Origin of the sequence: Mycolicibacterium arenosum (assembly GCF_024320865.1) — a bacterium.
GTDB classification, from domain to species: Bacteria; Actinomycetota; Actinomycetes; order Mycobacteriales; family Mycobacteriaceae; genus Mycobacterium; species Mycobacterium arenosum.
Window position 1 is genome coordinate 166,849 of sequence record NZ_JANDBD010000006.1, and the last position, 22,632, is coordinate 189,480.

Consider the following 22,632-nt stretch of genomic DNA (forward strand, 5'->3'; position numbering starts at 1 on the left):
GGGCTAGGCCGAGCGCGCGGTCCATTCCGCTGTTCGCTCGGGCGACGCCTCGGCGAGCGCCTCGCGTGTCTTCTCCGCGTCGAAGTCCTTGCCGTACAAGGGCGTTCCCGGCTGCTGACGCCACGACTCGGAGATCGGTCCGCTGTCGACGGGCTCGAATCCCAGTTCGTCGACGACGTCGCTGACCAGCGCTCGGCCCGGCCCGTCCGCCCCGGCGATCGGAAGGGCGATGCGGCCGGGGGTGCCGCTCGGTGTGCCCTTCTCGAGCAGGTGCTTCCACCAGATCCCGTTGAACACCTTGAACACCGGTGCGCCGATCTGCTCGGCGACCCATGCGCTCTCGACCTGACCGTCTTCGATTCCCGCGATCTCGCCGTCCCGCTGCTGCGGGTAGTAGTTGTTGGTCTCGATCACCGGGGCGTCGGGCTTTCGCGCGTCGACGATCCCGTCGGCGAGGTCGGGCACGTTCTTCTGCGGGATGCTCACGATGACGAGGTCGGCATCGGCCGCGGCGTCCTTCGCCCACACGGCCGTTGCGCCGGTCTCCTTCACCAGATCGGAGAGTGTTTCCGGTGAGCGAGAGTTCGACACGGCCACCTCGTGGCCGAGTGCGCGTAGTCGGCGCGTCAGCGTTCCACCGATCTGCCCTGCTCCGATGATTCCGATCTTCATGCATCGCCTCCGTGTGAGAGTTCTCGACCCTCGCCACGGCAACGTGAGTTCGTCGGCGGGTATTCCGCATCGGATGTCGCGCGGCGGTTGTCGGGAACCGAACGGATGTGCCCGTCGTCGCGAGCCCGCCGCAGGATCCACGGATCAACGACCAGATTGTCTTTCGCGGTCTCCGCCACCTGGCCGGGGCGGTGCCGTAGTCGTGGCGGTTAGTGCTTCTTCTTGCCGTTCATCAACGTCTCGGTGCCCGAGGCGGTGTTCCCGGCCGCGCGCTTGTCGGCGCGTTTCTCCTTGAGCGACTTACCGGACTTCTTGGTCATACCCTGACGAGGCGACTTGTCTGCCATTGCCTGCCCTCACTGTAAAGGGGGCCTGGCTGGTCCCGATGATGCGACTCTACGCGCTCACCGCCTAGTCGCCGCTGCCGTGCTCCTCGATGTAGTCCTCGGCGTCCTTGTCCCTGTTGTCGATGCCCTGGGTCGTGTCGTGCTCGGCGTAGAACTGCAACCAGCGCATGCCCAGTTCATGACGGAGTTCCAGCGACGCGCTCTTGATGAAGTCCGGCAACGCCTCTCGCTCCTCCTCCTCGAGATGCTCGCCGTTCTCCTTGCGCGCCTCGATGACGGCCTCGAACCACTGCTCGCTGCCCGGCTCGAGCTGGCGGGACCGGCGGATCGCGTCGCGGATCGCGTTGTGGTCGGTGATCGCGTCCTCGGTCTCGTCCTCCGGGTCGGCTTCGGGGTTACCGGGAACGTCGCGCCCGCCGTGCTTCAGCAGAGCGGGGTAGAAGACGGTCTCCTCGGCGTCGGCGTGGGCGTCCAGTCGCGTGCTGAGTTGATCCCAGATCGCTGCCTGTTCCACGCTCGTCTTCGCGTCGTCGAGGAGGAAGAACTGGCGCCGCAGCCAATCGTGGTCGGCGTAGACGAGTTCGATGATGTCGGCCATGTGCCTGCAGTACCCGTTCCGCGCACGGTCACGCTTCGTGTCGGCGCAGCTGCATAAGAAGAAGCAGGCCAGTGATCGGATCGCTGGCCTGCTTCCCTTTCTCGTCATCGTCCGGTCCCCCTCCGGGAGACGAGAAGTCCGCACAAGTCAGTGCATGTGACTGCCGCCGTTGATGTCCACGGTCGTTCCGGTGAGGTAGCTCGCGTCGTCGCTCGAGAGGAAGGTGATGACGGCGGCCACCTCTTCGGTGGTGGCGGTCCGCCCGATCGGGATACCCGCCGCCAGTGCGGCCTCGGACTCCGCCGTGGCGCCGACCCTGATGTTGGTGTCGACCGCGCCGGGAGTGATGGCGTTGACGGTGACTCCGCTGTCGGCGATCTCGCGCGCCAGCGCCTTCGTGAATCCGAGGATGGCGGCCTTCGCCGACGAGTAGGGGACCTTGCCGAAGACGCCGCCACCGCGTTGCGCGGACACCGACGACATGTTGACGATGCGCCCGAAGCCGTTCTCCAGCATCGCGGGCAGGAAGGCCTTGGTCACGAGGTAGGTGCCGGTGGCGTTGACCGCCATGACCGTGTTCCAGAGCTCGAGGGTGGTGTCGAGGAACGGCACCGGTGAGGTGATGCCCGCGATGTTCGCGAGTGCACCGACCGGGGGCAGATTTCCTGCGGCGACCTCCGCGGCGACGGCGGTTTGCGCCGCGGTGACCGACTCCTCGGACGTGACGTCGAGCGCGTAACCGAAAGCCGGCACGGCGAACTGGTTTCCGATGTCGGCGGCGACCTTCGCCGACTTCTCGCCGTCGAGGTCGAGGATCACGATGGCCCAGCCCTCTCGGGCGTAGCGCTGGGCGGTGGTCATGCCGATACCGCGATCGGAGGTGGCTCCGGTCAGGACGGCGGTTCGGGTGGTGCTCATGGTTCTCCTTTTAGATCAGCGAGGAAATCAGCCGGCCGGCTGCGGCGGCCGCTGCGGGCCGTTGCTCGTGAGTGATGTCGCGGGTCTCGAGTTCGAGCGAGAAGTGGCCCGCGAATCCGTCGTCGGCGAGTGCCTTCAGCCCCTCGGCGAAGTCGACGGTGCCTCGGCCGACGGAGAGGTTGATGTTCCCCGGCACCGCGTCACGGATGTGAACGTGTTCGATACGCGGTCCGAATCGGGTGACGAACTCGACGGGGTCGGCTTCGGAGGCGACGATGTGGCTGAAGTCCATGACGATTCCGACCACGTCGGCGAGACGGTCGGTGAGTAACTGCGCGCGCTCGAGATTCCAGCAGAGGCGATGCAGGTGCAGCGACTCGGTCCACAGCCGCACGCCGCGTGAGGCGGCCACGTCTGCTGCTTGAGCGAGCTCGTCGGCGACCCGTGTCACGTCCGCCTCGAGGGTCTCGAACGGCGTGTGGTCGATCGCGCCGCACGGAAGAACCAGTGCGCGGGCATCGGTGGCGACGGCAAGCGCGACCAGCATGTCCAGGTGGCGACGACGCTCGGCGCGAGCCTCGTCGGCGAGGTTCGCGTTGAGGTTGCCGATGTCGCCGTTGATGGAGCGGACCCGCAGGCCCGACGCGACAACGGTGCGCGCAACGTCCTCCACGGCGTGCATGTCGAGGACGTAGGGGACGTGGTCGCATACGCCCGGCAGCGCGCCGAGGTCGATCTCGGCGAACCCGAGTCCGGCGATCGTGGCCAGCGCTTCGGACAGCGGCTGATGTCTGAAGCTGATGGTTGAGCAGCCCAGTCGGCTGTCGTAGTGCAGCATCCGCTCGCCTCCCTTGCGCCTCGTGATGACGACCACATTAACTATTCGACTGTTAACAGTCAACGGGTAACGGTCAATTGATGTCGACTGTTGACATAGCGTGTGCGCGGCGTCACACTGGGTGACGCAACGCACTGTCAACCGTCGACAGTGATGTGGATTGCCCAGCTAGATCCTCATTTGAAAGGATGGCCACCATGAGCGACGACGCTCTGACGATGCGGGGTCCGGTGCACGGCACCAAGGACGCCAAGCGAGTAGCGATCGGCTCCGGTGTCGGGGCTGTCATCGAGACGTACGACTTCATCGGGTTCGGTACCGCGGCCGCGCTCTACTTCGGCACCGCGTTCTTCCCGAACTCCAGTCCGGTGACCGGCACCCTGCTGGCCTTCGCGACGCTCGGCGTCGGGTTCGTCGCGCGGCCGCTCGGCGGCGTCATCGGCGGTCACCTCGGCGACAAGGTCGGGCGCAAGCCGGTCCTGGTTGCGTCGCTGATCCTCATGGGTCTGGCCACGTTCGCCATCGGACTGCTGCCGACCTACGCGACCGTCGGCGTGCTAGCGCCGATCCTGCTGGTGACCGTGCGCATAATCCAGGGTCTCGCCTTCGGCGCCGAGTGGGGCGGCGCCATCCTGATGAGCTACGAGCACGCCCCGTGGAAGAAGAAGGGTCGCTACACCGGCATCGTCCAGGCCGGCTTCCCCGTCGGATTGCTCATGGCCAACCTGGTGTTCTTCTTCAGCATCCACCTCGGTGGCGACTGGGCGTGGCGGGTGCCTTTCCTCGCAAGCGCCGTCCTCGTCATCGTCGGTCTGATCATCCGCGCCAAGGTGCCCGAGTCCCCGGTATTCGAGGACGTCAAGGAACAGGGCAACATCGTCAAATCGCCGATCGTCGAGGTGGTCAAGACGGATTGGCGAAACATTCTGCGCGGCATCGGCCTTCGCATCGCCGAGACCGCCGGTTACGCCGTGTCCATCACCTACATGCTGTCCTACCTGAAGAGCGCCGAGCTGGCGACCAGGTCGCAGACAATCGGCGCACTCTGCGTCGCATCGGCCATCGGCATCTTCGCCACCTTCGCCTGGGCCAAGCTCACGGACAGGATCGGTCGTCGCCCGCTGTACCTATGGGTGTGCGCGCTGGGCATTCCCTTCGGCGTGCTGATGTTCGTCACGGTGAACACCGGGGTGTTCCTCCTCATCCTCGCCACGTTCGTCATCGCGTACGGGGTGTTCCAGAACGCGCTGGCGGCGTCCCAGGGCGGTTGGTTCCCTGAACTGTTCAACGCCAACACGCGTTCCTCGGGTGCGTCGCTGGCGTACCAGATCTCGGCCATCGCATCGGGATTCACGCCCTTCATCACCACGCTGCTGTACGAGGCCTACGGATGGTGGGGCCCGGCCCTGCTGTTCAGCACCTACATGGCCATCGGTCTGATCGCGGCGCTTCTCACCCGCGAAACCTGGGGTGCCAGGGAGCGCGAGCTCGCGGACCGCGCGTCGGCCGAAACCCCTGCGGCGCACGGGGTGGCGGCGTGACGCGCAGTGAGAAGGTCACCGCAGCGGCCTACCGGATGCGCCACCATGCGCTGAACATGGGTGAGGCGCAGGGGCAGGGTTACGTCGGGCAGGCGCTGGGTGCGGCCGACATGCTGGCCGCGGTCTACGCCGACCAGTTGCGCTATCGCGCCGACGACCCGCACTGGGCCGACCGCGATCGGTTCCTTCTGTCGACGGGCCACTACGCCATCGCGCTCTATTCCGCGCTGGCCGAAGCCGGCATCATCGAGGTGGCCGAACTGGACAGCTACGGCTCCGACGAGTCTCGTCTCCCGATGTCCGGAATGGCCAGCTACACACCGGGAATGGAGATCTCGGGCGGATCACTGGGTCACGGCCTGACGGTGGCGGTCGGCATGGCCCTCGGTTTGCGGCACCAGGGGTCCGGCTCCCGCGTCATCAACTTCCTGTCCGACGGCGAACTCGACGAGGGCTCGACGTGGGAGGCGGCCATGGGCGCATCGCACCATCAGCTGGGCAACCTGATCGCGATGGTCGACATCAACGCGCTGCAGGCCGACGGCCCCACCGTCGGCGTGCTGCGCACCGAGCCCGTTGCCGACAAGTGGACCGCATGCGGTTGGCACACCCAGCGTGTCGACGGCAACGACGTCGACGCACTGCTGGACGCGTTCGACAACGTGTGCTCGGAGCCGGTCGGTGCGCCGTCGGTCATCCTGTGCGACACCAGGGTCGGTCGGGGTGTGCCGATGTTGGAGAACCGCGAGAAGGCGCACTTCATGCGCATCGACGCCGACGAGTGGCAGATCTGTCGCGATCAGCTCACCGCGGGCCGTGAAGGAGTACTGGTATGACATCCGTTGCGCCACTGAAGACGTCGGCGATGATCGCATCGTTCGCCGACCCGGGCCAGAAGACGTCGCCCGCGCCCTTCGGGCACGCGTTGGTGAGTGCCGCGCAGGCCGACCCGCGCATCGTCGGGCTCACGGCCGACCTCGGCAAGTACACCGACATGCACATCTTCGCCAAGGAGTTCCCCGACCGGTTCTTCCAGATGGGGATGGCCGAGCAGCTGCTCTTCGGCGCCGCCGCGGGGATGGCCGAAACCGGCCTGGTGCCGTTCGCGTCCACCTACTCGGTGTTCGCCGCCCGGCGCGCGTACGACTTCATCTGCCTCGACATCGCCGAGCCGAACCTCAACGTGAACGTCGTCGGCGGACTGCCGGGACTGACGACGGGATACGGACCGTCGCACCAGGCGACGGAGGATCTCGCGATCTTCCGAGGCATGCCGAACCTGACGATCGTCGACCCGTGTGATTCGGTGGACATCGAGCAGGCGGTCCCGCAGTTGGCCGAGCATCCGGGGCCGACGTACCTCCGCCTACTCAGAGGGCAGGTGCCCTGTGTTCTTGATGAGTACGACTACACGTTCGAACTCGGCAGGGCCAAGGTGCTTCGCGGTGGCAACGACGTCGTGCTGATCTCGTCGGGCCTGATGACGATGCGGGCGTTGCAGGCCGCCGACGCGCTGAGCGCGCACAACGTCGACGTCGCGGTCGTCCACACCCCGACCATCAAACCGTTCGACGCGGAAACCGTCCTCGGACAGGTGGATACGGATCGGCTCGTGGTGACACTCGAGAACCACACGGTGGTCGGCGGGTTGTTCGAGACCGTCGCCTCGGCAGCCGTGCGACGCGGAGTCGCCAAGCAGATCACGCCGATCGGGCTTCCCGACGAGTTCCTCGCCGCCGGCGCCCTGCCGACGCTGCACGAACGCTACGGCCTGTCGACGGCGCGGATCGTCGCCACCGTGCTGGACCGGCTGTAGGGTTGGCTGTTGACAAGCGAATGTCGACAATCAAGGAGCGCTCCATGTCGGTCGAGCCGACCTCGCTGCTGCGACTGGAGAAGACGAGCCTCCGCGAGCAGGCCCTGACCGCGCTGCGCAAAGCCATCACCTCGGGACAGTTGCGGCCGGGGACGCACCTGGTCGAAACGGAGCTGTCGGAGGCCTTGCAGATCAGCAGGGGCACCCTGCGGGAGGCGATGCGCCAACTGCAGCAGGAGGGCCTCATCTCGGCCGGGGCGCGGGGGCGGCTGTCCGTGCGGCACCTCGACACCAAGGAGATCCGTGACATCTTCGATGTTCGTGCCGCCCTGGAGTCGTTGGCCGCCCGCGAATTGGCGTTGAAGCCCGACCGCGCCGACGTCGTCAGCGCGCTGCGAAGTGCGGTCGACGAGATGGATCGTTGGGCGGCATCCAATCTCGAGGACCGCATCGAGGCCGACCTGCGCTTCCACCGCACCATGTGCCAACTCACCGGCAACGTCACCCTGCTGCACCAGTGGACGTCTCTGGAAGGCAGCATCCGGATGTCGATCATGTTCGCCGGTGTCGACCGGGCCATCAAGAACATGAACGCCAAACGACACCACGACATCGTCGACGCCATCGAGTCCGGCGACGATCAGAAGGCCGCTGCAGCCGTCTTCGACCACATGGCCGGTGCCGCCGACACGTTGGTGTCCGGCGCAGCGGGTTAGGTCGCCGGCGACCTCTCGGGGACGTCGTCGAGCGGCTCGACACCCGTCGGCCCGAACTTCGATCCCGTGTTCCTGAGCCGGCGCTGAATCGCCCTCTGCAGGGGAGTCGCGGCGAACGTCGTGACGATGGCCATCAGCGCGAGGATGGTGTAGAGCTTCCCCGATATCAGGCCCGCCTCGAGCCCGATGTTGAGCAGGATGAGTTCCATCAGGCCGCGGGCGTTGGCCAGTGCACCCATGGACCCGGCCTCGTACCAACTCATGCCCTGCCAGCGCGCCGCCAGCCCGACGGCGCCGAACTTCGCCGCGAACGACACGGCCATCACGACCGCGGCCATGGCCAGCGTCGGCCCGTCGAGGATCAGGCTGAGCTGGGTGTTCAGCCCCGAGTAGATGAAGAACGCCGGCAGCAGCAGGTAGGCGGTCAACGGTTCGAGACGATCGCGGATCGTATCCAGTAGCGCGCCCCGCGGCATCACCGCGCCGGCCACGAAAGCACCGAAGACCGAATAGATTCCGACGAGATCGGTGAACCAACTGGCTGTCAGAACCACCAGCAGGATGATGCTCAGTTGGGTGATCGGGACACCGCCGGTCTGTTCGACATCGGCGCGCCGTGGTGTCCAGGTGTTCAGCTTCGCGAGCAGTCGACGGCCCACGTACACCATGAACAGCAGGTAGATCAGTCCGCCGCCGATGGCCAGGAACGCGCCGAAGAGGCTGCCTTTGGACGTCGCCACCACGGTCGCCAGCAGCACCCAGGCGCACGCGTCGTCGACGGCGGCGCACGACAGCGACATCGTGCCCAGCCGGGTGTTGAGCAGCCCGGAGTCGTAGACGATCCACGCCAGCATCGGGAAGGCCGTGATCGCGACGGCGGCCGCGACGAACAGCCCGCCCTGCCAGTGCTCCACCTTGTCGGTGAAGTAGCCGCCGAGACCCACCATCCACCATCCGACGGCACCGCCGAGGATCAACGGGATACCGATACCCGCCGCCGAGGTGGCACCGGCCTGTCGGGTGTGCGCGCTGAGGATGTCGAGCTTGAACGAGGCGCCGACGAGGAACATGTAGAGCACCAGCCCGAGTTGGCCGACGACGTAGATGACCGTGAGGTTCGGATGGGTGAACGTCTCGGCACCGATGGTCAGCTTCGACGGGAACAGCCACTGCTGCGCGGCGGGCCAGACCCAGCCCAGAACCGAAGGGCCGAGCAGGAATCCGGCCACCATGATCGCGACCACCTGCACCTGACCGAGCCGGCGGAACAGCGGCCATAGCAGCCGGTAGGTCAGCAGGATGACGGCGATCTGCAGGAAGAAGTGGTAGGCGATGGTGAGTAGCGGGGGCACGGGATCAACTCCTATCCGACCAGCGGAACACACTGAGGCACGCGATCAATCCGCCGACGATCCACGCGGACAGCACCAGGAAGATCCGCCAGTGTTCCCAGCTGCCCGCCGGTTCGAACGCCACCATCTGCGGTGGCAACAACACCGATCGGAACCCCTGAGCCATCCACTTGACGGGAAAGACGGAGCCGATGGCCAGCATCCAGGCCGGCAGCACCACGAGCGGCACGTACGTGCCCGACACGAACTGCAGCCCCACCGCGGGCCCGTTGGTCAGTGCGGCAGCCGACACCGCGTTGCTCGCGACGTTGCTGATGAGAATGCCCAGCAGCGAGCAGCTCACGATGCCCAGGGCGAACACCCATGTGAGCGTCCACCATTCGAAGGCGCCGGTGGGCAGCCGCAGATCGAACATCCACACGCCGACCACCAGCAGCAGGATCGCCTCGGCGAGGCTGACGATCGCGACCAACGCGATCTTGCCGACGAAGTAGGACGTCGCGGTCGCCGGCGTGCCCCGAAGGCGCCGCAGCGCACCGGTTTCGCGGTCGGCCGCGACGCTGATGCCGAGGTTGATGAACGAGGTGGAGAGGATGCCGTAGGCGAGCATGCTCGCCGCGATCACGGCACCGGTGCTGGTGGGACTACCGGGGAGTCGGTCCGAGAAGATCGACCCGAGCAGTATGCAGATGATCGCGGGCAACGAGAAGGTCATGATCAACTGTTCGGGTCGCCGATAGAACATCTTCAGTTCGGGGACCACCCGCGACAACCCGATGCGCAGTGCGGAGGGCAGCGCCGACGAGTCGGTGCGGTGCCGGGCCGCCACGGCGTCGGTGGCCATCATGCGCTACCGATCAGCCGCAGGTAGGCATCCTCGAGGGTGGGGCGGGTGACCGTCAGGTCGGTCATCTCCCTCCCGTCCGCCGACCGCCGCCTGATCAACTCGGTGGGGTGCTCGGTCTGCTCCACGTGGGCTTCGCCGCCCTCCACCCAGCGGACCGTCGCCACCGACGCCGCCTGTGCGGTCAGCCTTTCCGGTGAATCCACGGCCACCACTCGGCCATCGGCGATGACGACGACGCGGTCGGCCAACGCGGCTGCCTCGTCCAGGTAGTGCGTCGTGAGGAGAATCGTCGTGCCGTCGTTCGCCAGCAGCCTGATGAGATCCCAGAACTGCCGTCTGGCCTCGGGATCGAACCCCGTGGTCGGTTCGTCCATGAAGAGCAATTCGGGCACGGCGATGATGCCGAGAGCGACGTCGAGCCGTCGGCGTTGTCCACCGGACAGCGTGCGCACCCGCGAACGGGACGTCGACGAGAGGCCGACGAGTTCGAGCAGCTGCTCGGTGTCTCGGGTCCTGCCATAGCATTTCGAGAACATCCGCACGGTCTCGGCCACCGTCAGCATCCCGAAATCGCTGGCCTCCTGCAGCACGATGCCGATCCTCGCTCGCCATCGGCGGTCCGCCGTCCCCGGATCCTCGCCCAGGACGTGCACGTCTCCGGTGTCGCGCCTGCGGTGTCCCTCCAGGATCTCGATCGTCGTCGACTTGCCCGCGCCGTTGGGCCCGAGGATCGCGACGACCTCGCCGTAGCCGACGTCGAGATCCAGCCCGCGAACAGCCTGTAATGGTCCGTAGGACTTGCACAGGCCGCGGACGTGGACGGCCGACTGCGGTACGCCCGTCACTGTCCCTCGAGTTCGGCGAGCAGCTTTCGCAAATCGGTCTCCGACATCTGCTCGATGAGTCGGTCGACGTCGGCATCGCCGTCGAACGCCGAGCTCTCGGGGTCGACCGTCGCGTCCTCGTCGGGCAGCGTGATCTCGGCGAGCACCCGAGCAGCCAGTGAGTTGACGCTGACCCCCCTGAGGATCTCGAGCACCGGCAGGTCGATGCCGAACATGGCGTTGATCCGCACCCTGAACTCCATCGCCATCAGGGAGTCCAAACCGACGTCGTCGAGAGTCTCGTCGGGATCGACATCGGTCACAGCGCAGTCGAAGATCGTTGCGACGGTGGTGAGCAGGTGACCCGCGATCGCGGCGAGCCTGTCCGCTTCCGGAGTGGCCCTGAGCGCGTCGAGTATCGACGTCCCCGATTCGGTACCGCCGTCCGCCGCCTCGTTGGTCTCGAGTTCGGAGAACATCGGCGGCAGCTGGCCGGCCAGCCCCATCTGGCGCGCGCGGCCCCAATCGGCGGTGATGGCGACGACCGCCGGGGTGCTCTGGTTGATCAACCGGTCGAGGATCCGCGCGCCCGCGCTGGGCGTGATCAGCTCGATTCCCCGCTGCGCGTAGATCCGCTCGAGCTTGAGCTCCTCGACCATGCCGACGGACCACGGACCCCACCCGATGGTGAGGGCGGGCAGCCCGTGCGCGCGACGGTAGTGCGCGAAGGCGTCGAGGAAGGCGTTGGCGGCCGCGTAGTTGCCCTGGCCGGGCGAGGCGACGACCGACCCGGCGGACCCGAACATGACGAAGAACTCGAGGGCGTGCCCGGCGAGGGCGTCGTGCAGTGCTCGGGTGCCGGTGATCTTAGGGCCCATCACCGCGGTGAAGTCGTCCTCGCTCATGTTGAGGAGCAGCCGGTCGTCGACGGATCCGGCGGTGTGGATGACGCCGCGGATCGGGCGACGCCCGTTTCGGGAGTGGTCCTCCACCCAGGCCCGGACCTGCCCGGCGTCGGTGACGTCGACACTGGCGCAGACGACGTCGGCGCCGAGGCGCTCCGCCCTCTCGATCGTCTGCACGGTCGCGTAGTGCGGGTGCGCCGGATCCAGCTGTCCCCATTCGGATCTCGGCGGTACGGCGCGCCTGCTCAGGAGCGCGATGTTCCGCGCACCGCGCTCGGCCAGGTAGCTGACGACCGTGCGACCCAGCGCGCCGGTTCCACCGGTTACGACGTAGGTCGCGTTGGCGGTGAGCTTGGTGGGGAACGCCTTGGTCAAGCCCGCGCACGGCCGGAGGCGTGGAACCAGCGTCTCATCGCCGCGGATGGCGATCTGGTCCTCGGCGAACTCGTCGAGAACGTGTCTGCTGACGCGGTCCGCTGTCCGGGCGAGATCGTCGGCGCCGTCGATGTCGATGAGCCCACCCCAGCAGTCGGCGAACTCCTGATGGCCGATGACGCGGCCCAGCCCCCATACGGCGGACTGGTCCGCCGCGCACGACTCGGTGGCGAGCGCGGGTTGCGCGTTCGCGGTGACCAGGTGCAGTCGAGACTTGGCGTCGAGGTCGACGAGCGCCTTGACCAGGTTCAGGATCGCGAACACACCGACTCGGTCCCCGGCTTCGGCGATGTCGAGGGGCCAACAGTCGACGATGCCTGCGAGGTCGCCTTCGGTCTGCAGGAGCGACTCGAGCCGATGCCGAAACCACTCGGGCCCGGGCGAATCGACGGTCTCGTGGGTCACCTCCTCGACGCGGTGGCCGCGGCTGCGCAACTGTGTCGCGACGAGATGGCCGAATCCGGCACTGTCGGCGAGCACCAGCCAGGCCCGGCTCTCGGCACCGTTCTCGGGTGCTTCCCGCTCGACGTCGGGCTGGCTGATCCACTGCATCTCGTAGAGGCCCTTGTCGATTCGCTGAGTCGACAGCGCCGAGGTGGCGCTCAGCGATTGCACCGTGAAGCCGTCGATGATGACGAGCGGTTCGCCGAGTTCATTCGCGATGCTGATATCGCACTCGATCTGCTCCGCGGTGGCCGACCCGACCGTGACGTGGACGGTCATGTCCTTCTCGGGCGGGCCGTACACCGCGACATGCCGGATCCTGCTGGGCACGTAGGTGCCGGCACCCCCGCCGTCGTCGGTGAAGGTCGTGCCGAACAGCGTCTGGAAGGCGCCGTCGATGAGCGCCGGGTGGAAGCCGAAGTCGCCGAGGTCGTCCACGATCGCGACGGGAACGGTGATTTCAGCTGTCGCCCAACCGCTTCCGGCGACGATGCGGGAGACGGTCTGGAAGGCATCACCGTAATCGAAGCCGATGTCGCGAGTGCGGCTGTAGAAGTCCTCGCCGTGCATCGAACTCGCTGACGTCGAATCCGTCGGAGCGGCGGGCCGGTTCGGTATCGGTGGGAGCGTGGTCAGTTCCGCCGTCGCCGTCAGCGTCCAGGCGAAGTCCCCGTCACCCGTCGGGGTGAAGGCAGCGAACTCCACGGTGCCCCTGTCCTCGTTGAGGGTGGTCCGCACGATGGGGTCGCAGGTGTCGTCGAGGATCAGGGCGCGGTGCAGCACCAGGTCGGCGACACCGTGGCGCGATCCGTAGGTCTCCGTGGCAGCGGCCATGGCCATCTCGAGGAACACGGCTCCCGGTACCACGACGCTGCCCTGGACCCGGTGGTCGGCCAGAAACGGAATCGCCGTCGTGCTGAGCTCGACCTCCCAGGCGAGGTGGACGCCGCTCACCGGTTGCCCCAGCAGCGGATGGACGGGGTGGTAGTGCAGATCCTCTGTCGCCTCGGGCGGTTCGTTCCAGAACCGCTTGGCCTGCCAGGGGTACGACGGGAGCGCGACCAGTTCGGTTCGCGGATTCAACGTCCGCCAGTCGACGTCGAACCCGTTGCTGTGCAATGTGCCAACGCAATTCAGCAGCGTGCGGCTGTCGTCGTCGTTGCGGCGCTGCGCCGGCACGACCGTCACGGTCTGCGAGCCGGCGGTCTCGAGAATCGACGGCGCCAGTACGGGATGCGGGCCCAACTCCACGAAGTGCGTGTAGCCGTCCTCCAGCATCCGGCGGACAGCGGGTTCGAAAAGCACCGTGGCACGGGTGTTCTGCCACCAGTACGCGGCCCCGTCGGGGTATCCGGTCAGCTGCTCACCGGTCACGGTGGAGTACAGCGGGAGTTTCGCCGCCGACGACGACAGCCCCGCGAATGCGGTGTGCAGGTCGTCCTTCACGAGATCCATGTAGTGCGTGTGGTACGGGACCTTGCCGACGAGGTAGCGGTTGAAGACGTCCGCTTCGTCCAACTGGCGGGCGATGTCGTCGAGCACGTCGCCGTCGCCGGCGATCGTCACCGCGTTGGGGCTGTTGATCGCCGCGACGGACACCCGTCGGCCGAACTCGTCGAGAGATCCGCGGTCGATGGTCCGCATCAGCGTTTCGGAATTGAGTCCGACCGCGAGCATCCGTCCCATGCCGCTCGTTCGCTGCTGCAGCCGGCTGCGGTGGTAGATCACGTGAATCGCCTGCTCGAACGTCAGCAGTCCGGCCAGGTGATGTGCGGCCACCTCGCCCGCGCTGTGCCCGATGACGGCGTCGGGGGCGATGCCGTAGTGCGCCAGCTGCTCGGCCAGCGCGACCTGGACGGCGAAGTTGGCGGGCTGCGCGATCTCCGTTTCCGCCATGCGTGAGCTCGCCTCGTCGCGGGTGAGTTCGTCGAGTAGCGACCAGTCCGCGTAGCGGGACAACTCGCGATCGCTGCGCTGAATGCTCTCCGTGAAGGCTGGATACGCGTCCAGCAGACCCCGGCACATCCGCCACCACTGCGGGCCCATGCCGGTGCACACGAACGCGAGCTTCGTGCCGGTGCCCGTCAAGCGGCCCGCGGACACCTGCCCGGCGCCGGCGGCAAGGGATTCGAGTTGCTCCCGTGCGTCGTCGAGGCTCGTCGCGACGAGGGTGCGCCGGTGGTTGAGATGCGCGCGACGCTGGCTGAGGTTGTACGCCAGATCGGGGAGGGTGAGCTCATCGTGGGTGCCCACGTGCTCGACCAGCTGCTGCGCGACCGCGACCAGGGCCTCCTCGCTTCGCGCCGAGATGGGCAGGAGCGCGAGCGGCGGCTCGGACGGTGACCGGGGGCCCTCGGCGGGCGCGGGCGGCTCGGCGAGCACGACGTGAGCGTTGGTCCCGCCGAAGCCGAAGGAGTTGACTCCCGCGATCCGACGTCCCACACCGGGGAAGGGACGTCCGGTGCGCGGGACGTCGACGTTGAGCTCCGCGAAGGGGATTCGGCTGCTGGGGTTCTCGAGATTCAGGTGCGCGGGGATGTGCCCGTGTTTCAGCACCAACGCCGCCTTGATCAGACCGGCGACCCCGGCGCCCGCCTCGAGGTGACCGATGTTCGTCTTCACCGACCCGATGAGCAGGGGGGCGGTGGCGGGACGATCGGCCGCCAGTGCGCCCGCGAGTGCGCGCACCTCGATCGGGTCACCCACCGGCGTTCCGGTGCCGTGCGCCTCGACGTAGCCGACCTCGGTCGCGGACACCCCGGCCTTTCGCAGCGCCTCGACGATCGCCGACTTCTGCGCGTCCTCGCTGGGCACCGTGATGCCGTCGGTGTGCCCGTCCTGGGTCACCGCCGAGCCCAGAATCTGGGCGTAGATCCGATCACCGTCACGCAGCGCCTGCGACACCGGCTTGATGACGACGACGGCGCCGCCTTCCGCGCGGGCGTAACCGTCAGCGGATTCGTCGAAGGCCTTGCATCGGCCGTCGGGGCTGAGGAACCCGCTCTTGGATTCGGCGATGGCGGTGTTCGGCCCGACGATGACGTTCACCCCGCCCGCCAGCGCCAGCGCGCACTCGCCGTTCCAGATGCTCTGTGCGGCCAGGTGAACTGCGACGAGCGAACTGGAGCACGCCGTGTCGATCGCCATGCTCGGCCCGCGGAAGTCGAAGGCGAACGAGACGCGATTCGCCAGCATCGTCATCATCATTCCGGTGGCGGAGTGCGTCTTGAACCGGAAACGACTCGTACGCCCTTGATTCTGCAACAGTTGGTAGTCGAGCGTGAAGCCGCCGATGAACACGCCGACCTCGGTACCCGCCAGCTCGTCGGCGGGCAGGCCGCCGTCCTCCAGAGCCTCCCACGTGGTGTGCAGCAGGAGGCGTTGCTGTGGGTCCAGCAGGTTCGCCTCGCGCGGCGAGATGCCGAAGAACTGCGCGTCGAACGTGTCGATCTCGGAGAGGTATCCGCCGCGACGAGTCGACATCTTGCCGGCCTTGCTCGCACCGGGGTCGTGGAATCGTTCGGCATTCCATCGGGTTTCGGGGACCGTCCTGGTCGCATCGGTCGCGCTGCACAGCAGGTCCCAGTAGTCGTCCGCCGACGTGACGTCACCGGGTAGGCGGCAGCCGATACCGACGATCGCCAACGGCTCGCGGCCAGTCATCGGACTCACTGCGCCGGTACTGGACTCAGGATCCAATCCTCGGTGATGGGATTGGTCGACTGCTCGTTGCGGTAGATCGAGCGGAGGTCCCGCAACAGCGAATCCCGTTGCCACGCCTGAACCTGCCGGATGACGTCGTCGTCTGAGAAGTTCGACGACTTATCGGCCAGGACCGTCTCGATCACCTGGCCGGCGATCTGGCGCAACAGCCGCGCATTCGCCTCGAACTGCTCGGTGAACGTGTCCGACCGTCCCATCATCGCGACGTGCAGCGTCATCATGAAGTTCAGCGGCGCGAACAGGTCGACGAAACGACCCGAGGAGTCGTCCACGTCGACCGCGGCCCATTCGCGGAAGAACGCCTGCATGCGATTGCTGAGGTCGATGAGTCCCTGCAGGTGGGGCACCACCTGGGGATCGTCGGCGACGGTGACGAACCGATCGTTGCTGTACAGGAAACCCACGAAGCCCCAGTAGAAGGCGATGTCCCAGATGACCTTGGCCGACATGACCGTGGGCGAGCCCATCAGGACGTACTGGTCGCGGTAGATGGCGACCCACATGTCGGTCAGCGATCGGAAGAGCGAGTCGCTGATTCCGGCACGGGCGGTGACGTTCTCGCCGTCGAGGTCGCGGATGACCAGATCGGTGATGAGTCCGTTCCCGATCGCGACGAGATCCAGCCCGGAGGAGTACAGCGGGTCGAGGAAGATGCCCGCATCACCCGTCACGCACCAGCGCCGGTCGCCGTCGTACACCTGCGCCGCGGTGTGGCTGTACCGCTTCATGACCCGGAAGTCCCGGATCAGGTCCTCGTGCGCGTCGAGCACGTCGGCGCACTGCGGTTCGTGCTTGCGAAGCCACGCTCTGGCGCGTTCCAGAGTGTTGAAGTCGTTGAAGGCGTGGAACTTCGGGTCGGCGACGATGCCGACGCTCGTCGCGCCGGACGCGAGCCGGATGAGCCACACCCAGTAGCCCTCGCCCATCAGGTGATTGGTGGAGAAGGCCCGGTCGCCCTCGACCAGACGCGAGTGCCAGGCCGGATCATCGGTCCAGCGGCCCACGTCGATCTCGGTCGCGATCCGTAGCCAGGCGGCATTGCAGTCATGGCCGTTGGCCCGCTTGAGGTCGAGTTCGCGTGGCAGCGTGCGGTTCCGGCCGGACGCGTCGACCACCCAGCGGGCCGTCGTGTGCGTCACGTCCTCCCCGCGCTGAATCGAGAGGGTGTGCTCGCCGTCTCGAGCACCGAGGTCCACCGACCTGACGCGTCCGGTGACGACGTCGACACCGGCGGCGACACAGCGCCGGTGCAGTTCGTTCTCCAACCTGCCGCGGTCGATCTGGTAGGTGGGCTGGGGGACGAACACCGAGCCCCCGAGCTCCACCCGCTGGGCGATGTCGGTATTCCCGTTGTGTGAGAAGAACATTCGCAGACCCATTTTGCGGAGCTGGGCAGTCTGCAGATGATCGGTCAGGCCGAGTCGCTCCCCGAGGTACATCGCGGAGACCTCAACGGTCGACTCGCCGACCGTGTGCGTGACCTCGGCCACGGGGTGGGGATTGGGGTCGATGATCTGGATCCGCGTGCCGGGGCGTGCGCGGTGCAGTTCCAGCGCGAGGGTCATCGCGGCGACGCCACCGCCGACGATGCTGACGTCGTGATCGGTGGCGACCTCCGGCGGCGTCGATTCGGCCAGGCGGCGCTTGATGCTTTCCGCGAGGGCCTGTCGCGTCTCGGTATCCATCTGTGACAACTGCGCTCGTACGTCCACGCGCCTGCCCTTCCTCGTCCTGAGGTCGAAGGAGTCCCTTCAGATTTGAAAGTAACACGCAATCCAGCGACCGCCAGTGGAGTCGCAAGTCGCACCGGGGAGCTACCGAATGATGACGAATTCCTTACGTCTCGGCGGTTTTGGAATCGGGCCGCGTGGATCGCCCTCGCTTCGACGGCACACCTCGTAAGAGCACATCCACCGCGGCGGCGAGGACGTCGTCGTCCGGAAGCGACCCGAACATCAGCGTCGGGCAGGCGACGGAACCGGCGAGCATGGAGACGGCGGCCTCCAGTTCCGGGCCGGCGAACGCCGTACTGAGCATGCCGCGAATCGGCCGCTGTGCGTCGGTGTTGATGCGGTCGCGGATCTGCGCCATCTCGTCGACGGAAGCCCACTGCGCCATCACCGAGAGGATCTGGTCCAGGCGGAACTCGGTCACCGCCTGCCGGAACATCTGCAGTTCGCCGATCAAGTCGGCGCGCAGGTCGCCGGTGGGCTCTCGGTGTGGCATGTCGCCGAGGCCGTCCAGGGCCAGGATGAGCAGTTCCACCCGTGCCGGCCAGTGGGTGTACAGCGTCGTCTTGGAGTAGCCCGCGACCTCGGCGACGTGGGCATGCGTCAGGGCGTCCGCGCCTTCGGTGGTGAGGATCTGGAACGCCGCGCGTGACACGTCGGCGCGGGTGCGGCCGACACGGGCGTCCTCTGTCGCGTCCTCCGAACGGTCGGGAGGTGTCACATCGGCACCTCCTCACCGTCGCGGGCCGTCAACGCATCAGAAGTTATCTAATGAACATCTGGTTCAATAGTGTCAGTAAAGTGCAAAAATGTGCGTTTAGACCACTACTGAACGGGGGATTCGGCGCCCTACCAGCCCCCCGCTCCCGAAAGGTCATCCCGTGCCCGCAATCCTCTTCGGCTCCATAAGCACCCTCGCCGACACCTCTGAGCTGCAACGACGTGCCTTCAACGAGGCCTTCGCGGCACACGGCCTCGACTGGGAGTGGTCGCGTGCGGACTACACCAAGATGCTCGGCTCAAACGGCGGCGCGCAGCGTGTCGCCGACTTCGCCGCGTCCCGCGGTGACGACGTCGACGCGGCGCAGATCCACGCCACCAAGTCCGCGATCTTCCAGGACCTACTGGCCGACCAGGGGGTCACGCCCCGGCCGGGGGTCGTCGACACCATGGCGCGTGCCAAGCGGGACGGAGGGAAACTCGGTCTCGTCACCACGACGTCCACCGCCAACGTCGCCGCACTGCTCACGGCGCTGAACATCGACGCCGGTGAGTTCGACGTCGTCGTGGACAGCTCGTCGGTCGACGAGCCGAAGCCCGCGCCCGCCTCGTACCTGTTCGCGCTCGAGCGACTCGGAGAGGATGCCGGCACCGCCGTCGCGATCGAGGACAACGTGGGCGGTGTGACGGCAGCGGTCGAGGCCGGCATCACCTGCATCGCCTTCCCGAACCAGAACACCTCCTCCGGCGACTTCAGTGCCGCGGTCGAGACCGTCGAGGCACTCGACGCCGATCACGTCGTCGAGCTGTCCCGGTCCTGACCCCGAACCTCCAGGAGACCACCGATGAGCACCATGCAAGCCCGTGTGACCCAGTACGACAGAGCATTTCACGTCGAGGGGTACGAGAGGATCGACTACGACCTGCTCTATGTCGAAGGGATCTTCGACATCGGCGAAAGCGCACTCGCCGACTGCTACCGACCCTACGGACGAGCCCTGATGGTCGTCGACGAGACCGTGTACGAGATCTACGGCAACTCGATTCGCGCCTACTTCCGACACCACGACATCGCGCTGACGGTGGTGCCGATCCAGATTCGCGAGACCGCGAAGTCGCTGGAGACGTTCGAACGGATCGTCGGCGAGTTCGACGCGTTCGGTCTGGTGCGGACCGAACCGGTCCTCGTCGTCGGCGGCGGATTGACCACGGACGTCGCGGGTTACGCCTGTGCGAGCTACCGCAGGAACACTCCGTACATCAGGATCCCCACCACGTTGATCGGACTGATCGACGCCAGCGTGTCGATCAAGGTCGCCGTCAACTACGGGAAGCACAAGAACCGCCTCGGCGCCTACCACGCGTCGCAGAAGGTGTTCCTCGACTTCTCCTTCCTGGGCACCCTCCCCGAGGATCAGGTGCGCAACGGGATGGCGGAGCTGATCAAGATCGCCGTGGTCGGTAACTCCGAGATCTTCGGCCTGCTCGAAGCACACGGACCCGATCTGCTGCGGACCAGGTTCGGGCACCTCGACGGGTCCGACGAGCTGCGCCGGGTCGCGGACCGGCTGACGTACCAGGCGATCGCGACCATGCTCGAGCTCGAGTCACCCAACCTGCACGAGATCGACCTCGACCGGGTCATCGCGTTCGGCCACACCTGGAGTCCGACGCTGGAGCTGACCCCGCCCGCGCCGTTCTTCCACGGCCACGCGATAAGCATCGACATGGCGTTGTCGACGACGCTCGCCGAGCAGCGCGGGCTGCTGTCGGTGGGGGACCGGGATCGGGTGCTGAACGTGATGAGCGCACTCGGGCTGTCCCTTGACAGCGACTACCTGACGGCGGACCTGCTGGCCGATGCCACCGCGTCCATTCTCAAGACGCGCGACGGACTGCTGCGCGCGGCCGTGCCGGATCCCATCGGGCGATGCCGGTTCCTCAACGACGTCACCGTGGAGGAACTCGCGGACGCGTTGACACTGCACAAGAAGGTGTGTCTCGAATTCGACCGCGGTGGTGACGGCGTCGACGTGTTCGCTCCCGTGACACCCGCCGACGGTCATGCCTGAGGCCGCAGGCCGGCAGGCGACGCGACTGCCACCACCGCGCCCGGTGACGCCGACGACCATCGTGGCCGCCGAACTCGTCGACGTCTGCGCTGAACTCGAGGCGTGGGGAGGTGTGCCCGCAACGCTGCTGGACAAGTTGCGGCGGGCGCGCGACCTCGCCGGGGGCCTCGACCCCTACCTCGATCGGTGCACCACGAGCGAATCGCCGGCACTCGCCCGGCTGGCGCAGCGCACGCGCGACACCGACTGGGTCACGCACTCGTCGGGCACCCTGGAACAGGAGATGTTGTCCGGCCACGTCGAAGGTCAGGCGCTGAAGTTCCTGATCCGACTCGCGGGGGCCCGCCGGGTCCTCGAGGTGGGGATGTTCACCGGCTACTCCGCACTGGCCATGGCCGAGGCGGTCCCCGAGGGCGGCACGGTGACGGCCTGCGAGATCGATCCGGAGGTTGCGGCGTTCGCTCGGGGTTGCTTCGACGACTCACCGGCGGGTGACCGCATCCGCATCGAGGTCGGCCCGGCACTGGACACGCTGCGCAGGCTGGCGTCGGATCCCGAGACGCCGCCGTTCGACTTCGTCTTCATCGACGCGGACAAGGCCGGCTACGCGGGCTATCTCGACCTGCTGCTGAACAGCGCGTTACTCGCGCCGGATGCGGTGATCGCCGTGGACAACACGCTGATGCAGGGGCAGCCGTACACGGGTGAGGGCGTAACGGGAAACGGCGCGGCCATCGCCGCATTCAACACGGCGGTCGCCGACGATCCCCGCGTCGAACAGGTCCTGTTGCCGCTGCGCGACGGTGTCACGCTGATCCGACGCGCATCGCCGTGAAACTCGCCGCCGGGCGTACGCTGCTGGCGCTCGCCGGACTCTGCGTCGCCGCCCCGATCAACCTCGCGGCGGTGGCGATCGCACAGGCGGCCACGACACCGGAGCCCGCCTGGAGTCGCGCGCCGTCGGCGAGGCGCACCGTGCTCATCAGCGGCGGCAAGATGACCAAGGCACTGCAACTCGCTCGGTCGTTCCACTCCGCCGGCCACCGCGTCGTCCTCGTCGAGTCGGCCAAGTACCGGTTCACCGGCCACCGTTTCTCCCGCGCCGTCGACGCCTTCCACGTCGTGCCGGAACCCACCGCGCCGGGCTACGGCGAGGCGCTGCTCGAGATCGCGCGTGCTGAGCGCGCCAACGTCTACGTGCCCGTCTCCAGCCCGGCGTCCAGCGTGCCCGACGCCGACGCCGGCCGGCTCCTGGACGGGGTGTGCGAGGTGGTGCACGTCGACGCCGCGACGGTTCGCAGGCTCGACGACAAGGCCGAGTTCTCCGACATGGCACGGTCATTGGGACTGCGGGTACCCGACTCGCACCGCATCACCGATCCGAGGCAGATCGAGGAGTTCGACTTCCCAGAAGGGCGAAGCTACATCCTCAAGCGCATCGCGTACAACCCGGTGGGTCGGATGGACCTGACCCCGCTGTCGAGGGATACCCCGGAGCGCAACGTCGCGTTCGCGCGGACGCTGGGCATGACCGCCGACGACCCGTGGATACTTCAGGAGTTCATCGCCGGCCAGGAGTACTGCACGCACGGGACGGTGCGCGAGGGTCGGCTGCAGGTCTACGCGTGCTGCGAGTCCTCGGCGTTCCAGATCAACTACGAGCAGATCGACAAGCCCGAGATCCTGGACTGGGTACAGCGTTTCGTCGCCGGCTTCCCCGTCACCGGCCAGCTGTCGTTCGACTTCATCGAAGGCGACGACGGGCACCCGTACGCGATCGAGTGCAATCCGCGAACGCACTCCGCGATCACCATGTTCTACGACCATCCCGAGGTTGCCGCGGCCTACCTGGAGGACGGCCACCGGATGATCACGCCGACTCCGTCGGCACGGCCGACGTACTGGATCTACCACGAACTGTGGCGACTCGTGACGCAGCCGAACCGGCGCCGCCGGATCGCCACGATCGTGCGCGGCACCGACGCGATCTTCAGCCGGTGGGATCCGCTGCCGTTCCTCGCCGTTCACCATCTGCAGATTCCGTCGCTGCTGTGGCGCAACCTGCGGCGCGGCGGCACTTGGACGCGAATCGACTTCAACATCGGCAAACTCGTCGAGTCGGGCGGGGACTGAC

General features: G+C 67.0%; 18 protein-coding genes. 8 read left to right on the forward strand and 10 right to left on the reverse strand.

Features of this window, described 5'->3' with window-relative positions; translation table 11 throughout:
- Window positions 1-3: 3 nt before the first annotated feature.
- The 4 genes from NM203_RS16075 to NM203_RS16090 form a co-directional block, all read right to left on the reverse strand.
- Window positions 4-714 (reverse strand): NADPH-dependent F420 reductase, encoded by a 711-nt coding sequence (locus NM203_RS16075; protein WP_255061237.1) that lies wholly within the window; start codon window positions 712-714, stop codon window positions 4-6.
- Window positions 715-1,083: 369 nt separating this feature from the next.
- Window positions 1,084-1,617 carry a hemerythrin domain-containing protein gene (locus tag NM203_RS16080; protein ID WP_255061012.1) on the reverse strand — a complete coding sequence of 178 codons (534 nt, stop codon included), beginning with the start codon at window positions 1,615-1,617 and terminating at the stop codon, window positions 1,084-1,086.
- 147 nt (window positions 1,618-1,764) lie between these two features.
- Window positions 1,765-2,535, reverse strand: coding sequence for an SDR family NAD(P)-dependent oxidoreductase (locus NM203_RS16085; RefSeq protein WP_255061013.1), 771 nt, complete (start codon window positions 2,533-2,535; stop codon window positions 1,765-1,767).
- A gap of 10 nt (window positions 2,536-2,545) precedes the next feature.
- Window positions 2,546-3,373 (reverse strand): sugar phosphate isomerase/epimerase family protein, encoded by an 828-nt coding sequence (locus tag NM203_RS16090; protein WP_255061238.1) that lies wholly within the window; start codon window positions 3,371-3,373, stop codon window positions 2,546-2,548.
- A gap of 197 nt (window positions 3,374-3,570) precedes the next feature.
- Here NM203_RS16090 and NM203_RS16095 point away from each other — a divergent pair, with 197 nt between their 5' ends.
- The 4 genes from NM203_RS16095 to NM203_RS16110 are packed head-to-tail and all read left to right on the forward strand — an operon-like array spanning window position 3,571 to window position 7,446.
- Window positions 3,571-4,914 (forward strand): MFS transporter, encoded by a 1,344-nt coding sequence (locus NM203_RS16095; RefSeq protein WP_255061014.1) that lies wholly within the window; start codon window positions 3,571-3,573, stop codon window positions 4,912-4,914.
- A 35-nt stretch (window positions 4,915-4,949) separates the two neighbouring features.
- The gene (locus NM203_RS16100) at window positions 4,950-5,750 is read left to right on the forward strand and encodes a transketolase (protein ID WP_255061239.1); all 801 of its coding nucleotides are present in this window, start codon (window positions 4,950-4,952) and stop codon (window positions 5,748-5,750) included.
- Window positions 5,747-6,730 (forward strand): transketolase family protein, encoded by a 984-nt coding sequence (locus NM203_RS16105; RefSeq protein WP_255061015.1) that lies wholly within the window; start codon window positions 5,747-5,749, stop codon window positions 6,728-6,730. The genes NM203_RS16100 and NM203_RS16105 overlap by 4 nt, the downstream gene beginning before the upstream one ends.
- Before the next feature lie 44 nt (window positions 6,731-6,774).
- A complete protein-coding gene (locus NM203_RS16110; RefSeq protein ID WP_255061016.1) occupies window positions 6,775-7,446 on the forward strand; it encodes a GntR family transcriptional regulator in 672 nt (223 codons plus the stop codon).
- Here the strand turns inward: NM203_RS16110 and NM203_RS16115 are convergent.
- The 6 genes from NM203_RS16115 to NM203_RS16140 all read right to left on the reverse strand — a co-directional run bounded on the left by NM203_RS16115 (window position 7,443) and on the right by NM203_RS16140 (window position 18,427).
- Complete coding sequence (locus NM203_RS16115; protein WP_255061017.1) at window positions 7,443-8,798, reverse strand: cation:proton antiporter; 1,356 nt, start codon at window positions 8,796-8,798, stop codon at window positions 7,443-7,445. The genes NM203_RS16110 and NM203_RS16115 overlap by 4 nt on opposite strands.
- Window positions 8,799-8,802: 4 nt before the next feature.
- A complete protein-coding gene (locus NM203_RS16120) occupies window positions 8,803-9,645 on the reverse strand; it encodes an ABC transporter permease (RefSeq protein WP_255061018.1) in 843 nt (280 codons plus the stop codon).
- Window positions 9,642-10,490: an ABC transporter ATP-binding protein gene (locus tag NM203_RS16125; RefSeq protein WP_255061019.1), complete on the reverse strand. Its 849-nt coding sequence runs from the start codon at window positions 10,488-10,490 to the stop codon at window positions 9,642-9,644. The genes NM203_RS16120 and NM203_RS16125 overlap by 4 nt, the downstream gene beginning before the upstream one ends.
- The gene (locus NM203_RS16130) at window positions 10,487-15,916 is read right to left on the reverse strand and encodes a type I polyketide synthase (RefSeq protein ID WP_255061020.1); all 5,430 of its coding nucleotides are present in this window, start codon (window positions 15,914-15,916) and stop codon (window positions 10,487-10,489) included. The genes NM203_RS16125 and NM203_RS16130 overlap by 4 nt, the downstream gene beginning before the upstream one ends.
- Before the next feature lie 5 nt (window positions 15,917-15,921).
- Window positions 15,922-17,661 carry an NAD(P)/FAD-dependent oxidoreductase gene (locus NM203_RS16135; RefSeq protein WP_255061021.1) on the reverse strand — a complete coding sequence of 580 codons (1,740 nt, stop codon included), beginning with the start codon at window positions 17,659-17,661 and terminating at the stop codon, window positions 15,922-15,924.
- 151 nt (window positions 17,662-17,812) lie between these two features.
- On the reverse strand, window positions 17,813-18,427 hold the full coding sequence (locus tag NM203_RS16140) for a TetR/AcrR family transcriptional regulator (RefSeq protein WP_255061022.1): 615 nt from the start codon (window positions 18,425-18,427) through the stop codon (window positions 17,813-17,815).
- A gap of 160 nt (window positions 18,428-18,587) precedes the next feature.
- Here NM203_RS16140 and NM203_RS16145 point away from each other — a divergent pair, with 160 nt between their 5' ends.
- The 4 genes from NM203_RS16145 to NM203_RS16160 are packed head-to-tail and all read left to right on the forward strand — an operon-like array spanning window position 18,588 to window position 22,631.
- Complete coding sequence (locus NM203_RS16145; protein WP_255061023.1) at window positions 18,588-19,247, forward strand: HAD family hydrolase; 660 nt, start codon at window positions 18,588-18,590, stop codon at window positions 19,245-19,247.
- A 24-nt stretch (window positions 19,248-19,271) separates the two neighbouring features.
- Window positions 19,272-20,498: a sedoheptulose 7-phosphate cyclase gene (locus tag NM203_RS16150; protein WP_255061024.1), complete on the forward strand. Its 1,227-nt coding sequence runs from the start codon at window positions 19,272-19,274 to the stop codon at window positions 20,496-20,498.
- Window positions 20,491-21,333 carry an O-methyltransferase gene (locus NM203_RS16155; protein ID WP_255061025.1) on the forward strand — a complete coding sequence of 281 codons (843 nt, stop codon included), beginning with the start codon at window positions 20,491-20,493 and terminating at the stop codon, window positions 21,331-21,333. Before NM203_RS16150 ends, NM203_RS16155 begins: the two co-directional genes overlap by 8 nt.
- Complete coding sequence (locus tag NM203_RS16160) at window positions 21,330-22,631, forward strand: ATP-grasp domain-containing protein (protein WP_255061026.1); 1,302 nt, start codon at window positions 21,330-21,332, stop codon at window positions 22,629-22,631. Before NM203_RS16155 ends, NM203_RS16160 begins: the two co-directional genes overlap by 4 nt.
- The last annotated feature ends 1 nt before the right edge of the window (window position 22,632 follow it).

Bases quoted from the DNA above. Each gene is read 5' to 3' on its own strand.
- NM203_RS16105 (WP_255061015.1), top strand. From the start codon at position 5,747: ATGACATCCGTTGCGCCACTGAAGACGTCGGCGATGATCGCATCGTTC.
- NM203_RS16110 (WP_255061016.1), top strand. From the start codon at position 6,775: ATGTCGGTCGAGCCGACCTCGCTGCTGCGACTGGAGAAGACGAGCCTC.
- NM203_RS16080 (WP_255061012.1), bottom strand. From the start codon at position 1,617: ATGGCCGACATCATCGAACTCGTCTACGCCGACCACGATTGGCTGCGG.
- NM203_RS16130 (WP_255061020.1), bottom strand. From the start codon at position 15,916: ATGACTGGCCGCGAGCCGTTGGCGATCGTCGGTATCGGCTGCCGCCTA.
- NM203_RS16085 (WP_255061013.1), bottom strand. From the start codon at position 2,535: ATGAGCACCACCCGAACCGCCGTCCTGACCGGAGCCACCTCCGATCGC.
- NM203_RS16155 (WP_255061025.1), top strand. From the start codon at position 20,491: ATGCCTGAGGCCGCAGGCCGGCAGGCGACGCGACTGCCACCACCGCGC.
- NM203_RS16150 (WP_255061024.1), top strand. From the start codon at position 19,272: ATGAGCACCATGCAAGCCCGTGTGACCCAGTACGACAGAGCATTTCAC.
- NM203_RS16095 (WP_255061014.1), top strand. From the start codon at position 3,571: ATGAGCGACGACGCTCTGACGATGCGGGGTCCGGTGCACGGCACCAAG.
- NM203_RS16100 (WP_255061239.1), top strand. From the start codon at position 4,950: ATGCGCCACCATGCGCTGAACATGGGTGAGGCGCAGGGGCAGGGTTAC.
- NM203_RS16120 (WP_255061018.1), bottom strand. From the start codon at position 9,645: ATGATGGCCACCGACGCCGTGGCGGCCCGGCACCGCACCGACTCGTCG.
- NM203_RS16090 (WP_255061238.1), bottom strand. From the start codon at position 3,373: ATGCTGCACTACGACAGCCGACTGGGCTGCTCAACCATCAGCTTCAGA.
- NM203_RS16135 (WP_255061021.1), bottom strand. From the start codon at position 17,661: ATGGATACCGAGACGCGACAGGCCCTCGCGGAAAGCATCAAGCGCCGC.